Source organism: Streptomyces noursei ATCC 11455 (assembly GCF_001704275.1).
Lineage (GTDB): Bacteria > Actinomycetota > Actinomycetes > Streptomycetales > Streptomycetaceae > Streptomyces > Streptomyces noursei.
Genome location: NZ_CP011533.1, coordinates 9,251,532 through 9,267,064, shown reverse-complemented (window position 1 = coordinate 9,267,064; position 15,533 = coordinate 9,251,532). Strand labels below are relative to the sequence as shown.

Genomic DNA, 15,533 nt, shown 5'->3' with positions numbered 1-15,533 from the left:
GTTCGCCACGTTCCAACCCATCTCAAGACCGTCGGGCAGCAGAGGATTTCGATGTGGGCATCCGGCACTGGGGGACGGCTGTTCCACTGCGACTGAGTTTTCTGCGTGCCCTGCACAAGGCAGCTCGACTTCCCGCACGCCACGCACCCAGTCTCTACGGGGGTGGCCATGGAATTCCGTAGAGTCGGCGGGGCCCGGGCCCGGCCGCACACGGACGGGCCGGGGTGCCGCGGATCCTCGGCGGCACTCCCGGCGCCTGGTACCTACTCGGCTCGCCTTCCGCACGGGCCAGGTCCCGAAGCCGGACCTCGGCCCGCGTCCGCACGGCGAACCCTCAGAATGCGGAGCGGGGTACTACTTGATGAAGTCGTCCACGACACGGGGCGGCCAGGTCCCCACCGTCAACACGCCCATCGCATAGGCGCGGGAGACCAGGGCGGCGCGGTTCGGGGCCTTCAGTTTCCGCAGCAGTCCGGTGACGTGATACTCCACACCGTGCTGGCTGAGATACAGCCGGGACGCCAGCGGAATCGTGGACAGGCCCGCCGCGATTCCCTCCAGAATTCGCGCGTCGATTTCGCTGAGAAGTTTCCTTCGCGGTGCCACCACCGCATCGTCCTCAGCACTCTGGCCCGACCGCATCACCACGAGAACCGCGGTCGGGTCGGGGCCGTAGCCGCGCACGGCGGCGGCCGTGAGGCTGCCGTTGAACACGTCGCCGGTCGGCCGCAGCGCCACCACCTGCGTGGCGAACCGGTCCCGGCGCCCCTCCAGCAGCCGCTCGAACTGCCGCATGAGCGGCTGCCGCACGCTGGGGTGAACCAGCTCGCGGAAATTGCGCCCGAAGACGTCGGGGGCCGTCGACGAGGAATCGGAGGGCAGTGGGGCCAGTACGTCCGCGGAATCCTCGGCGGGGGTCGCGAATTGGTGGAAGAAGTCTTGATTGGCCTGACGGATCGTCAGCGCTGGGTCCAGTACGGATATGCACACGCTCGGCCGCTCCTCCCCCCGGACCGCGGTACCGGCCGCACCGGCCGCACTGCGGTCTGTCGACAGCTGCAGAGAGTCCACCAGAGCAGAAATCCTCAAGGGACCGACATCCTTTCCAACCCCCGCTTGCACACCAGGAATAAGGAGAGATCGAACGAGAAGGGGAAATCCAGAGAATCGAGTAGGCCAGGGGATCCGATGGCCCGGCATCCGCCGGGCAGGAATTCCGAACTCCCCTGCACAATCGACACTAAGGATCGATCCGGACGAGCGTCAACGCTCACCCGCCCCCCACCCCTAATCCTGCGGTCGGACACTCCACACGGTACGGTCCTGCCGCGATCTTTCGGCCCCCCGAACACCCGAACCGATTACCGGCGGTATCCCCCGGCCGTGAGCGGCTTTCGTCACGGCGCGCCCAGCGCGACGCAATCGCCCTGCGCCCGCTCCGCCCGCTCCAGCAGCTCACGTCGCCCCGCGACGCCCAACTTGCGGTAGCACGACGTCAGACGCTTCTCCACCGCACGGGTGCTCACGCCCAGTTCCTCGGCGATCTCCTGATTGGTCAGGCCGCGCCGCACCAACGAGACGACCTGGCGCTCACCACGGGTGAGCGGAGCCTCCTGACTGGGAGCGGCGGCTCCCAGGGCCGCACGGGCGCGTTCGGTCAACCAGGGTGCGCCGCAGGCGGTGGTGAGGTCAACGGTTTCGCGCAGAACCGTCTGCGCTTCCTTGCCGCCTTCCAACGTGCGACCCAACTGGAGCAAGGTACGGGACAGTTCGAGCGTGTTGGAGGACGTGCGCAGGACCTCGGCGGACTCGCGCAGGGCGGGGACGCCCCCTCCCCCGGGCAGGAGGGCGTTCAGGCGCAGTGCGCGGCCGAGAGCGGCGGGCGCCGCCCACCGTCGCGCCCAGGCCAGTTCCTCGTCGGCCAGCGCCATGGCCGGCCGGGCCTCGCCCAGGCGGTGGTGGAGGACGATGGCGCGGGGCCGCCAGGGGAAGAGGACGGAGTTGCGCCATCCGGCCGCTTCCAGCTGCCGGCCGCAGGCCAGGAGGGATTTGAGGGCATCGGCATCGTGGCCACGACGGGAGTCGAGCGAGGCCCCGAGCAGTTGCCGCATGACCGTCGTGGCGAGGTTTGCCGGCCAGCGCTTCCCGGAGTCCTTGAGGAGGCGTTCGATCAGCTGGACGTTGCCGGATTCCATGGCCACCGCGGCCCGGATGACCGCGGTCGGCTCGCGCCAGTCCGCGTCGGCCAGTGCGGCGGCCCGGTCGGCCTGTTCGTGGGCCTGGGTCAGGTGTCCGCGGGCGAGCTGGAGCAGGGCGTTCTCGGCGTGCACCCCCGCGTGCGGCGGGTCGGTGTGCGACTCGCAGGACACGTTGACGCCTTCCACCGCGTCGGCGGCGTACAGGGCCAACACGACCAGCGGCAGTGCGGTCCGGGCACGCGCCGAGGTCACCGGCTCGCGCTCCAGGATCTGTTCGGCCAGGGCTGCGATGTCCGGTGCCGGCAGGGCGCTTGAGAGGACCCCCGCGTTGATCAGTACGGCCGCCAGTTCGCGGGCGCCGCTGCTCTCCAAGGGGGGTGTGGTGCCGAGTGAGCGCAGGCGCCCCACCGCACCGGTCAGTTCCGCCGGGTTCTCGTGCCCGGCGTGCCACAGACGCGCCTCCAGGCGCAGGGCGATCTCGCGGGGACTTCCATGGTGCGGCGCCGTGGGCTCGAAGTCCTCGGAGACTTCGCGCAGCAGGTCCACCATGGAGGAGGTCACCTCGCCGAGGAAGCTGGGCGGGATCAGCAAGGTGGCGACGGCCCGGTCGGTGGCCGACGACAGGAGGCGGACGGCCTGGGTGATGTGGCGTTCGCAGGCGACGGGGTCGATGCCGCGTTCGGCTTTGGCCAGGTCGATCAGCAGGCGTGCGCGTTCGCTGTCGCCCACGCTGCTCTCCAGCAGCGCGCGCCGCAGATAGCGGGCGGCGGCATCCGGCGCGCCGCAGCGCAGTGCGGCTTCCGCGGCCGTCCGCAGGACCCCGCTGGCCCATGGGCGGTGGGTGGCGGTGACGGTCATCAGCAGCTCTGCGACATGTTCGGCCGGGCGGCCGGCCTGGTGGAGGATTTCGGCCGCCGCGTCCCGGGAGCGTTCGCATTCGGCGATGGTGAGGGTGGATTCGACGGCGTCGCCCACGACGCGGTGGAGGAAGCGCGGGGTGTCGTGGGGGGCGAGCAGGCCGAGGAGGCCCAGGGCCCGCAGGGCGCGCTGGTAGCTGATGGTGTCCAGTCGCGCGTGGCGTTGGATGAGGTCGGGCTCGCCGTGATCGCCGAACGCGGCGATGGCCGCGGCCACGTCGCGTACGGGGCCGGGCTGGGTGTGGAGGCAACCGGCCAGCCGATCGCGGAGCGGGGCGGGACGCGAGGTGCGGACCCGGTCGGCCCGGTCGGCGGTGGGCCGGTGGCCGTCGAGGGCCTCCTCGCGCAGGACGGACCGGAGGAAGAGCGGGTTGCCGGCGCAGCTGTCGTGGCATGCCCGGGCGTAGCCGTCCTCGGCGGGTTCGCCCAGGTGGTGCCGGATCAGGGCTCGGGTGCCGTCGAGCGAGAGCGGGGCGGGGCGCAGGACCTCCCCCGCGTCGGCGAGGTCGCCGACGAGCGGGTGCCGGGCGCGCGGGTCGCCGTCCCGCAGGGTGCACACGAGGGCGAGGCTCATCCCGTGTACGCGGCGGACCAGGTAGGCGAGCCAGCGCAGGGAGGGCAGGTCCACCCACTGCAGGTCGTCGATGAGGATGAGTACGGGGGTGGTTGCGCAGACGTCGGCCAGCAGCGACCGCAGGCCGTGCAGAACGGCCTCGGAGACGGGGGCGTCGTGGTCGCCGAGGGTGGGGAGGCCGCCGGCCGGGACCGCCCGGGCGGCGCCGCCCGTTTCGTGGTCTCCGGGGGCGGAGGGGGCGCCGGGGGCGGAGGGGGCGTCGGCCAGGAGGGGGCCGAGGAGCTGATGGACGATGCCGAAGGCGAAGTCCTGCTCCATGGGGGCGGCGTTGGCCCGTAACACCCGTAAATTGCCCGGCGGCGAGGCACCGGCCTCCTGGAGGAGTGTGGACCGGCCGATGCCCAGGGGCCCGGTCAGGAGGAGTACGGAGGGTCTGCCCGCCTGCGCCTGACGTACCGCGGCGTCGATGCGCGCCAGTTCGGATTCCCGCTCGTACAGCATCGGTCATGTCCTTTCCGTGGGCCTGCTCCGTGCGCGAAGTTCCTCGCGTGAGGCGATGCCCAGTTTTTTGTACGTACTGCTCAGCCGTAGTTCGACGGTGCGTCGGCTCACCGAGAGCTGCTCGGCGATCTCGCGGTTGCCCAGGCCGCGGGCGGCCAGTTCGGCGGTCTGCCGCTCGGCGGGTGTGAGGGCGGCCCACTCCTTGGAGGAGGTGAACTCGTTGGGGGTGGCGGTTTGTTCCAGCCGGGTGGCCAGCCACCGTGCGCGTTCGGCCAGGCGGCTGGAGGTGCGGGTGACGCGGTGGCCGGACAGTTCGGTCAGCAACCGGGCCGCGATGGTGTGGTCGCCCTTGGTGGCCTCCTCGGTGGCGAGGTCGGCCAGGCCCCAGGCGTAGGCCAGTTGGTTGGGCCAGCGCGCGATGCCGGTGGATCCGCCGGCACCGGCGGCCGGTCCGGGGGCGTCGAGGGATCCGGCGCAGAGATGGGCCAGGCCCACCGCGCTGGGGGCGCCCCAGCGGCGGGCGAGGGTGAGTTCCTCGTCGATCAGGCGCCGGGCCTGTTCCCGGTCGCCGAGCGTGATCAGGACTCTGGCGGCCAGTGAACGCCAGGGCAGCACGGCGGGGTTGACCCACTGTCTGCGCAGCAGCCAGCGTCCGCCCTCCTTGAACAGTTCGACGGCCTCGGCCCAGCGCCCTTCGTCGGCGGCCACTCGGGCCCGGGCGTGCAGGAGCAGGGGCCAGTGGACGCTGGATTCGGCGCCGGGCGGTATGGGGGCGCCGGTCAGGGCACGGGCCACGTCGTGTTGGTGGGTCTCCACGGCGATGATGCTGCGGATGGCCAGGAGGTACGGGGCGGCGAGGGGGTGCCAGGCAGCGGCGGGCAGTACCCGTTCGGCGGCGTCCGCGGCATGTTCGGCGGCGTCCAGGCGGCCGCCGCGCAGGTGCAGTCCGGCGCTCAGGGCCAGCGCGCGGGCGAGCGCGGGACGGCGGTGGCGGCGGCCCAGTTCGGCGACGATGGCGTCGAGGTGCTCCTCGGCTTCGGCGGCGGCGTCGGTGAGCCACAGTGCTCTGGCGGCTTCCAGGCGGGGCATGACGGGTACGGCGGGGCCCGCTTCCAGTGCGCGGCGCGCCAGTTGCCCGGCCTGTTCGCGGTGTTGGCCGCGTGCGGTGAGCTGGGCGGCGCGGATGCCCGCCTGGGCGGGGGCGAGAGGCTGTTCGGGCAGGGCGGGGACGCCGCTGGTGGAGATGTCGGTGGCCTCGGGCCGGGACTGGGCGGCGTACCAGTACAGCGCGATCAGGTCGTCGCGTTCGCTGCCGTGGGCGGTGGCCAGGGCCTGGGTGGCGACGCGGCGGCCCCAGGAGTCGTCCCCGCGGGCCAGGCCCATGTCCAGTGCCTGTAACCGCACGTGGGACCAGAGCTCTCCCTCGCCCGGGCTGTTGACGACGGCGGCGAGCCGACGGTCGCTCGCCACGGGGGCGGACGCGGCCTCGGCGCTGGCCAGGTCGAGGCTGATCCGTGCGCGCCGCACGGGGTGCTGGGGCTCGTCGAGGGCGCGGTTCAGGAAGGCGGCGGCCCGGGCGAACTCGCTGCGGCGCACGGCGGTGCCGAAGCTGCCCCGCAGTGCGTGCACGCCCCAGGGCTCGCCCCCGGAGGGTGCATGGGGAAGGGAGCGGGTGATGTCGTCGCTGCGGCGCACGGCGGCGTCGAAGCCGCCCTGCAGCGCGTGGACCGCCCAGGACTCGCCGATGGGGGGTGCGTGGAGGAGGAGGCCGGCGATGTCCTCGTCGGCGGCGCCGGCCCGGTAGGCGAGGCGGGCGGCGCCGGCATACAGGCGGCCGCGTTCGGCGGCGGGCGTGTCCTCCAGGATGCGGGCCCTGACGACGGGCAGCCGGATACGTTCGTAGGCGCCGTCGGGGACGGTGAAGCCGGCCGTTTCCAGCGCCGAGCGCAGCCGGGTCTCGCCTACGCTGCGCAGCCCGGCCAGGTTGCAGATCAGGGTGAAGTCCAACAGGTCGCCGCCGACGGCCAACGCGCGCAGGACGGCGGTGGACTCGTCGGTCAGCCCCCGCAGGGCGCGCCCTGCGCGGTCGCCGATGATGCCGGTGATCACGGTGCGCAGCTGGGGGACGAGGTCGGCGGTGGGGCGGTGGCCGGCGTCGGCGAGGCAGTGCAGTGCCGCGTGCAGTACGGCGGGGTTGCCGTAGGCCGCCTGGACGGCCGCGGCGGCGAACGTCTCGTCGCAGGCGACGCCGAAGATCATTTCGGCGAGGGTGGCGACCGCGCGGGGGCTCAGTCCGTGGACGGTGAGGTGGCGGGTCAGCCGTGCGGAGGGGGCGGTGTCGGCCAGCCAGTCGGGGCCGTGCGGGTCCACACCGGTGCGGCCGATGAGCAGTGCGAGCGGGAGTCCCGTGGACAGACGACGCACCAGGGCCTGCAGCCAGTGCAGGGAGGCCGGGTCCAGCCACTGCGCGTCCTCGACGGTGACGAGCGTGGGTGTCCGGCGAACGGTGTGCAGGAGTTCGAGGAGGCCCGGCAGGCCGTCCGGCTCGTGGTGCTCGCGCAGCACCCTCAGCGGGCGTTCGGCCTCCTCCCCCAATTGGGAGAGGAGTTGGATCACGGCTCCGTGTCGCAGGTCGCGTTCGGTCAGGGATCCACTGGCGCACAGGACGCGTACCGAGCGCTCCTCGGCGAGCCGGGCGGTCCAGCGCAGCAGGGCGTTGTGACCGAAGCCGGGGCGGCCGGTCACCGAGACGACGGCCGGGCGACCTTCGCCGAGGGAAGCCACCACGTCCTTCAACTGCCCTTGTTCCGCCTCGCGTTCGAGCAGGGGAAGGTCGGTGCGCCGACTCCCCGCCCAGACGAACCCCCCGTACTGTTCGCCGTTCAGCCCCGCCACAGACACCCTCCCGGTCCGCTCGCCCTCAATCCTGCCCACCCGGCCGCGGTGCCGATCGTGGGGCCCGTGCTTCACGGACGCCCGAGGAGCGGAGGACCGCGTCGAGCTGGGCCCGCTCGGCAACGTCCAACTTGCGGTACACGCTGGTCAGATGCATCTCGACGGTGCGTACGCTGACGTACAGCGACTGGGCGATCGAGCGGTTCCCGGCACCACCGGCGGCGAGACTGGCGACCTTGCGTTCCATGCTGGTGAGCAGGTCGAGGGGCGAGGTGGTCATCTTCCGCATGCGGCCGCCCGCGGCCACCAGGGCCGCGCGGGCGTCCTGGCCCAGCGCGAGCGCGCCGCAGCGCTGGGCGAGGCCGGCCGCGGCGCGCAGGTGCTCGCGGGCGGCGCGTCGATCGCCCTCGGTCAACAGCGCCCTGCCCAGAACGAGTTCGGCGCGGGCGTGTTCGACGCGGGCCGGTGAAGCGGAGAGTTCGCGCACCGCCTCGCCCAACAGTTCCACACCGTCCTCGCCGGGGGTGGCCACGCCGCGGGCCAGGGCGGCCATGCCCAGGACCCGGGGGGTGCCCCACTGCTGTGCGAGCCGCGTGCCGTGCGCGGCGGGCTCCCGGGCCTCCTCGGGGCGGCCCAGTTCCGCGAGTACGCAGGCGGCCTCCGCCCACCAGGGCACGTATGCCGCATGGCGCACCTCGGCTTCCTCCAGTGCCCTGCCGCACTCGCGGAACAGCGCCAGTGCGCCCTCCGCGTCCCCCAAGGCGTGGCGGGCACGGCCGTGGGCCATCAGATAGCGGTAGTAGGTCCACACGTACTGCTCGCGCCAGGCGGGCTCGGTGCCGGCCAGCAACCGCTCGGCGGAGGCGGCCTCGCCCCGGTCCACCAGTACGCTCGCCAGGGCCAGGCGCGGCAGGACCATGGTGTCGCCCCAGCGTTCCGCGCCGCTGATCTGGACCGCTGTCCTGGCGTCCGCGAGCGCGTCCGGGAGGGCGCCCAGGCCGTGTTGGAGCATGGCGCGGGTGGACAGGGCCAGGGCGTAGGTCCACACGGCGGAGTTCTCCCGGCCGTGCCGCAGGACGCGGTCCAGTGCGTCCAGCGCCTCCTCGGCGCGGTCGGCGAGGCCGAGGACGAACGCCGAGTTGATCAGGGTCCAGCTCTCCAGGAGCAGCCGGGGGCTGGAGATGGCGCGCACCGCGCGCTGCACGGCCGGTTCGGGGGGCTGGCCGTCGAGTGCGGTCAGTACGGCCATGGCCGCCAGCTTCTGGCACTGGGCGGGGGTGTCGCCCTCGGGCAGGGTCATCGCCGCGGCTCCCTGCTGGGTCGCGGCGAAGGTGTTGCGGCCGTGCGTGCCGACGATCAGGAACACCGACTCGACGAGCGTGCGCAGTTCCTGGTCGGCCGGCAGGGGGTCGGGGCCGAGTTCGGCGTCGAGCGTGTCCAGGACGTCTTCCAGGAGGCCCAGGGCGACGCAGCCCTCGCGCGCGGCCAGGCCGGTGGTGCCGAACTGCGCGGCGATCCGCGCCCGGGTGCGTACGTCGATGCTCGGCGCCAGCGCTTCGCGGAGCAGGCCGGCGGCCTCGGGCGGGTCGGTCTCGGTCAGCGCCCTGGCCAATCGGACGCGGACCTCCACGCTGTCGGGGTCCACTTCCAGTACCCGGTACAGATAGCGGGCCGCGGTCTCCGGGGCGCCGCGCTCCTCGGCGCGGGCGGCGGCTTCCAGCAGGACACCGGGCATCCATGGTGCGCAGATCGACGGCAGCCGCAGGAGGTGCTCGGCGACCTCTTCGGCGGGCCGGCCGGCGTCGCTCAGGAGCAGCGCCGCCCGCGCACGCAGGCCCGACAGCGCCTGGGTGTCCAGGGTCGCCAGCACCGCCGCTCGCACCGCACCGTCCGCCAGATGCCTGCCGCCGGGCACCAGCCCGGCCTCGCGCAGCACCGCCAGGGCGTCCTCTACTTCGGCGGGGGGGACGGCGGCCAGGGGGCCGACGTGGTCGGCGCCCCGCTCTCCGAGGACCGCCACCGCCCGCGCGACCTCGCCGACCCAGGGTGGCTGGCGGTCCAGGAGTTCGCGTGCCCAGCGCGCCAGGACGCGTCCGCCGGTCTCGGCGATCCGGTCGGCACCGCCCACGCCCGGCCCGGCGCCCTCGGCCCGCAGTTCGTGCAGCAGCCGGCCCAGGAGGCGGGGGTTGCCGCCGGTCGCGACCCGGGCGCGGGTGACGAAGACGGGTGCGGCGGGTACCGGGAAGAACGCCCTGACGACTGCGGCGACATCCGCCTCGGTCAGCGGCCGCAGGCGCAGCGTCGTGGTGCGGCAGTGGGCGGACAGGTCCGCCAGGGCGTGGCGGGCCGGGGCGCGGCGGCAGAGGGCGGCCTCGGACTGCTGGGTGAGGACGATGAGCAGCGGCAGGCCGTCGGACCTGCGCAGCACGAAGTCCAGCCAGCGCAGCGAGAGTTCGTCGCAGTGCTGCACGTCGTCCAGGGCCAGGACGAGCGGGCGGCGGCTCAGCGCGTGCGCCGCGAGGCGGTGCAGGTCGTGGAACGCGCGCTGCACGACGGGAGCGTGCGGTGGCTCGCCCGCCAGCGCACCGGGGGCGAGTGCGGGGACGGCGCGGCACATGGCCGCTTCGAGGGGGACACCTTGTGCGGCGGCGGGGCCGAGCAAGGTGCGGATCCCGCTGAAGGAATCTCTCTCGGCGCCCTCTTCGCAGTTGCCCTGGAGAACCGTCGCGTGCCGACAGGCGTCTCCGGTGAGGAAGGCACGCAGCAGAGCGGACTTGCCGATTCCGGCCGGACCGGTCACGACCGCCGAGCATGCACGGCCGGAAAGGGCGTTGCGGGCGGAGCGGTTGAGCTCTCTCACGACATCGGCTCGGCCGACCAAGGCGCTGCCTAAATCAGGATCTAAGCTCCGGCTCCGCACCATAGAACTCCTCGCACCTCAGGAGACACAGCGGATGTGATTGGGCGTCACCACATCGATCTGTAAATCACCCTAAAGAGTGATGTCTCGTGTGCGTCAGAGTACATGATCCACTGAAAGGCGCGGGAGCAACACGCCCCGGTGCGCCAACTCCTTGCCCGTTGACGGGTGTTCAGTCGACCTCCTTGAACCCGGCTACTTCGCCCCCCGTCGTGCGCCGCCGGCCGCGACCCGAGTGGCTCCCGCGCCGGGCGGCAGTACCGGGCCGGAGCCCTTCCGCCACGGTCCGCGTCATCGCACCGGCCCCTCCTCCTCTCAACGACCGCGACGCGCCGAAGCGGTACGGGATACACCCGGGGCACACCCCGCCCACCGAGGCATCCCGTACGCTTCGGCCGGACTACCAGCTGCCGGCCAGCAGCAGATCCCCGAACTCCCGCTCGCGGGACGTCTGGCGCAGGTCGGAGTCGACCATCATGCGCATCAGCTCGGGGAAGTCGACGCTGGGCTCCCAGCCCAGCTGGGTGCGGGCGCGCTCGGCGTCCGCGCAGAGGATCTCCACCTCGGCCGGGCGCACCAGCGAGGGGTCGATGCTGACGTAGTCCTCCCAGTTCAGGTTCACGTGCTCGAAGGCGATGCGGACGGCGTCGCGGACCGAGTGCATCTGGCCGGTCCCGATCACGTAGTCGCCGGGCTCGTCCTGCTGCAGCATCAGGTGCATGGCGCGAACGTAGTCTCCGGCGAAACCCCAGTCGCGTACGGCGTCGAGGTTGCCCAGGGACATCTTGTCCTGGTAGCCGAGCTTGATGCGGGCCACCGCGAGGGAGATCTTCCGGGTCACGAACTCCGCTCCACGGCGCGGTGATTCGTGGTTGAACAGCATGCCGGAGACCGCGTACATACCGAAGGACTCACGGTAGTTGCGGGTGATGAAGTGCCCGTAGGTCTTCGCGACGCCGTACGGGCTGCGCGGCCGGAAGATGGTGGTCTCGCACTGCGGGGTCTCGGCGACCTTGCCGAACATCTCCGACGAGGACGCCTGGTAGAAGCGGATCTGGCCGCCGTCGCTGCTCCGCGAGCCGTTCAGGCCGCTGACCATGCGGATCGCCTCCAGCATGCGCAGCACACCCATGCCGTTGACCTCGGTGACGAGCTCGGCCTGCTGCCAGGACATCGGCACGAAGGAGATGGCGCCGAGGTTGTAGATCTCGTCGGGCTGCACCTTGTCGACGGCGGAGACCAGGCTGGCCTGGTCCATCAGGTCGCCGTCGACGAAGTTCAGGTCGGAGACCAGCCGGCTGACCCGCGACTTCCGGGGATTGGCCTGACCGCGGATCAGGCCCCACACCTGGTAGCCCTGTGCGAGCAGGTGCTCCGCCAGGTAGGAGCCGTCCTGGCCGGTAATTCCGGTGATCAGCGCACGCTTGGACATCTCATTCCTTTCCTCCGCATAGAACAGACCGCCCAAACGCAGAGCCGTGTCTGCTGCGTGAACTCTTGACCTCGAATGGCGTCGAATGGCGTCAGAAAACGCCGCGGTCGGGACGCCGGGTAAGCGCACGCTTCCAAGCGGCCGGTCACGGTGTCAAGAAAATCCAGTAACACTACGGAATTCCGGAGTGCCGATCCTCGGGTGCCCGCGGCATGGGGGAGAGGGCGGCCGCCGGATCCGGTACGGCCCCGCGGCACCTGCCGTCAGGACACTACGGATTTTCCGGTGCGCGGTGCGCTGCACTGTCCGGACATGCCCCGTCCAGGCCCGGTGGGCGCCTCATCCGTGCCGTCGACCGGACCTGCCCGTCTCCTGGAGCGTCGCCCGGTGCTGCTCAGATTCCTGCGAACCCGACTGCGTCCCCACCGGCGCGCCGTTGCCCTGCTGGGACTGCTGCAACTGGTGCAGATCCTGGCCACGCTGGCCCTGCCGACGCTCGGTGCCGCCGTCATCGACCGCGGCGTGATCGAGGCCGACAGCGGCTACATCGTCCGGACCGGGCTGGGCATGCTGGCCGTTGCGCTGGTGCAGATCGCGGCGTCGGTGGGCGCGGTGTCACTGAGCGCGCGCACGGCCATGGCGATGGGCCGCGACCTGCGCTCGGCGGTCTTCCGCCGGGTGTTGGACTTCTCCGCCCGTGAGGTCGGACAGTTCGGCACCCCGTCGCTGATGACACGCACCGTCAACGATGTCCAACAGGTGCAGATGCTGGCGCTGTCCGCGTTCGGCGTCGCGGTGTCGGCGCCCCTGATGTGTCTGGGCAGCATCGTGCTCGCACTCCAGCAGGACATTCCGCTCTCACTGCTCCTGGTGGCACTGATGGTGGCCCTGGGAATGTCCTTCGGTCTCATTCTCGGCCGCACCGACCCGTTCTACGACCGGATGCAGAAATACCTGGACCGCGTCAACGGCCTGCTGCGCGAACGCATCACGGGAGTCCGCGTCGTGCGGGCTTTTGTGCGCGACGGACACGAAGGCGAGAGATTCGGCCGAACCAATTCCGAATTGTGTGACATCTCGTTGCGCGTCGGCCGGCTGCTGGCCACCATCGTCCCCGTCGTGCTGCTGGTCCTGAACGCCTTCATGGCGGCGGTGGTGTGGTTCGGCGCCCATCGCATCGACGCCGGGGCGATGCGGTTCGGTGCGCTGAGCGCGTTCCTGAGCTATCTGACGCTGATCATGATGTCGGTGGTGATGGTGACCTTCGTGTGCCTGGCGATGCCGCGGGCGAGGGTCTCGGCCGAGCGCATCCAGCAGGTGCTGACGACCGAGCCGAGCGTGACGACACCGCCCCGACCCGTGCGCACCGTGCCCGCGACCGGCCAACTTGCCCTGCGTGGTGCCGGGTTCCGGTACCCGGGAGCCAAGGAGCCGGTGCTGAGCGGGATCGACCTGAGCGCCGGCCCCGGCGAGACGGTGGCGATCCTCGGCAGCACCGGCAGCGGCAAGACCACCCTGCTCAACCTCGTGCTGCGGCACTTCGACGCCACCGAGGGCTCCGTCCACATCGGCGGCGTGGACGTCCGCAGCCTGGACGCGGAGGCGTTGCGCCGCACCGTCGGTTTCGTCCCGCAGCGGGCGTACCTCTTCTCCGGCACCGTCGCCAGCAATCTGCGGTTCGGCGACCCCGATGCCACCGACGCCGAGCTCTGGCACGCGCTGGAGATCGCGCAGGCCCGGGACTTCGTGCGGCTCCTGCCCGAGGGACTCAACGCGCCGATCACGCAGGGCGGCACCAACGTGTCCGGCGGACAGCGCCAGCGGCTGGCGATCGCCCGCACCCTGCTGCGCAGACCGGCCGTCTATCTCTTCGACGACTGCTTCTCCGCGCTGGACTACGCCACGGACGCCGCGCTGCGCGCCGCCCTGGAACCGGAGATCTCCCGGGCGACGGTGCTCACCGTCGCCCAGCGCGTCAGCACCGTCCAGCACGCGCAGCGCATCGTCGTCCTGGACGCCGGCCGGGTCGCCGCCACCGGTACGCACCAGGGACTGCTGCGTACCAGTACGGCGTATCGGGAGATCGCCAGGTCCCAGCTCACCGCGATCACCGACCACTACGGCGACCCTGCCCCGGACGCCGAAGCCACCACGACCCCTCAGGAGGCCGTCCATGGTCTCGGCGGACAGTTCTAGCCGCGGGCGGCGCAGCCCCGCCCGCCACATGCTGGGCCTCCTGCGACCGCACCGCGCCCTGATTTCCGCGGCGGTCGCCCTCGGGATCGGCGGCGTCGCGCTCAACGCGGCGGGCCCGTTACTCCTCGGCAGGGCCACCGACCTCGTCTTCGACGGCATCCGGCATACCCATGGATCCGGCGGAGTCGACTTCGACGCGATCGCCCGGGTGCTGCTGTTCGCGCTCGTGCTCTTCGTCACCGCCTCCTTGCTCACCCTCTTCCAGGGCCGGCTGGTCTCGGCCGTCGTGCAGCGTGTGGTCTTCGCGCTGCGCCGGTCCGTGGAGGCCAAGCTCGCCCGCCTGCCGCTGCGGTACTTCGACCGCCACCCGGCGGGTGAGGTGCTCAGCCGGGTGACCAATGACGTCGACAACCTCCAGCAGACCCTCCAGCAGACCCTCAGCCAGCTGATCACGGCGGTGTTCTCCGTACTGAGCATGCTGGTGCTGATGCTCGTCATCTCGCCGCTGCTGGCACTGATCATGCTGGCCTGTCTGCCGGCGTCGGTCGTGCTCACGGCCCGGATCGGCAAGCGCGCGCAGCCGCGGTTCGCCCGCCAGTGGTCCGCCACCGGAACGCTGAACGCCCACGTCGAGGAGGTCTACACCGGTCACGCGCTGGTCAAGGGCTTCGGGCGGCGTGAGCAGGCCGAGCGCGCCTTCGACGAGCACAACGAAGCCCTCTACCGCGCCGGCGCACGGGCCCAGTTCGTCTCCGGCGCCATCGAGCCGTCGATGATGTTCGTCTCCAACCTCGGCTATGTCGTGGTGGCGGTCGTCGGCGCGCTGCGCGTGGTCGCCGGGACCCTGTCCATCGGTGACGTCCAGGCGTTCATCCTCTACTCCCGGCAGTTCAGCCAGCCGATCGTCGAGGTCGCCGGCATCGCCGCCCGCCTGCAGTCCGCCCTGGCCTCCGCGGAGCGGATCCAGGAGCTCCTGGACGCGGACGAGCAGCGACCCGACTCCGACCACCCCGCGCGTCTCGACAAGGTCGGTGGACGCGTCGAATTCGAGAAGGTCCACTTCCGCTACTCCCCCGGCACCCCGCTCATCGAGGACCTCTCCCTCACCGTCGAACCGGGCCGGACCGTGGCGGTCGTCGGCCCGACCGGCGCCGGCAAGACCACCCTTGGCAACCTCCTCATGCGCTTCTACGAAATCGACAGCGGGCGCATCCTCCTCGACGGCACGGACATCACCACCCTGACCCGTGAGGACCTGCGCTCCCACATCGGCCTGGTGCTCCAGGACGCCTGGCTCTTCTCCGGCACCATCGCCGAGAACATCGCCTACGGACGGCCCGACGCCACCCGCGAGGAGATCGTGGCCGCCGCCCGCGCCACCTGCGCCGACCGCTTCGTCCGCACCCTGCCGGACGGTTACGACACCGTCCTGGACGAGGAGTCGACCAATCTCAGCGCGGGCGAGAAACAGCTCATCACCATCGCGCGGGCCTTCCTGGCGCGGCCCTCGATCCTGCTCCTGGACGAGGCGACCAGCTCCGTCGACACCCGCACGGAGGCGCTCATCCAGCGCGCGATGCACTCGCTGCGCGCGGGCCGCACCAGTTTCGTCATCGCGCACCGCCTCTCCACCATCCGCGACGCGGACCTGATCCTCGTCATGGAAAGCGGCCGCATCGTCGAGCAGGGCACCCACGACCAGCTGCTGGCCGCCGCAGGGCCCTACGCCCGACTGCACACGGCCGTGGAGCACGGTGTCGGGCTGGAGGACGCGGCGCCGCGTTGAACTCGCCCGCTCCCGTGGCGACTTCGGCCCGGTCGAAGGAGGCGAGCCGCACCCCGCCCGCCCCCGCCGTCGTCCCCGCCGGAGCGCCCTTCCCGCACGACCTGACGCAACGCT

7 protein-coding genes are annotated in these 15,533 nt (G+C 71.8%); 2 read left to right on the top strand and 5 right to left on the bottom strand.

Going from position 1 to position 15,533, the window contains the following annotated elements; translation table 11 throughout:
• Positions 1–354 precede the first annotated feature (354 nt).
• The 5 genes from SNOUR_RS39785 to SNOUR_RS39765 form a co-directional block, all read right to left on the bottom strand.
• Complete coding sequence (locus SNOUR_RS39785; RefSeq protein ID WP_376738567.1) at positions 355–1,071, bottom strand: LuxR C-terminal-related transcriptional regulator; 717 nt, start codon at positions 1,069–1,071, stop codon at positions 355–357.
• A 326-nt stretch (positions 1,072–1,397) separates the two neighbouring features.
• On the bottom strand, positions 1,398–4,190 hold the full coding sequence (locus tag SNOUR_RS39780; RefSeq protein ID WP_067357069.1) for an ATP-binding protein: 2,793 nt from the start codon (positions 4,188–4,190) through the stop codon (positions 1,398–1,400).
• Positions 4,191–4,193: 3 nt separating this feature from the next.
• Positions 4,194–7,085 carry an AAA family ATPase gene (locus SNOUR_RS39775; protein WP_312635526.1) on the bottom strand — a complete coding sequence of 964 codons (2,892 nt, stop codon included), beginning with the start codon at positions 7,083–7,085 and terminating at the stop codon, positions 4,194–4,196.
• Between the two features lie 25 nt (positions 7,086–7,110).
• Positions 7,111–10,008: a helix-turn-helix transcriptional regulator gene (locus tag SNOUR_RS39770; RefSeq protein WP_067357066.1), complete on the bottom strand. Its 2,898-nt coding sequence runs from the start codon at positions 10,006–10,008 to the stop codon at positions 7,111–7,113.
• 397 nt (positions 10,009–10,405) lie between these two features.
• Positions 10,406–11,437, bottom strand: a complete 1,032-nt coding sequence (locus SNOUR_RS39765) for a GDP-mannose 4,6-dehydratase (protein ID WP_067357063.1) — start codon at positions 11,435–11,437, stop codon at positions 10,406–10,408.
• A 387-nt stretch (positions 11,438–11,824) separates the two neighbouring features.
• Here SNOUR_RS39765 and SNOUR_RS39760 point away from each other — a divergent pair, with 387 nt between their 5' ends.
• Together SNOUR_RS39760 and SNOUR_RS39755 are read left to right on the top strand one after the other, a co-directional pair.
• On the top strand, positions 11,825–13,633 hold the full coding sequence (locus tag SNOUR_RS39760; RefSeq protein WP_067357060.1) for an ABC transporter ATP-binding protein: 1,809 nt from the start codon (positions 11,825–11,827) through the stop codon (positions 13,631–13,633).
• Complete coding sequence (locus tag SNOUR_RS39755; protein ID WP_067357059.1) at positions 13,611–15,419, top strand: ABC transporter ATP-binding protein; 1,809 nt, start codon at positions 13,611–13,613, stop codon at positions 15,417–15,419. The genes SNOUR_RS39760 and SNOUR_RS39755 overlap by 23 nt, the downstream gene beginning before the upstream one ends.
• The last annotated feature ends 114 nt before the right edge of the window (positions 15,420–15,533 follow it).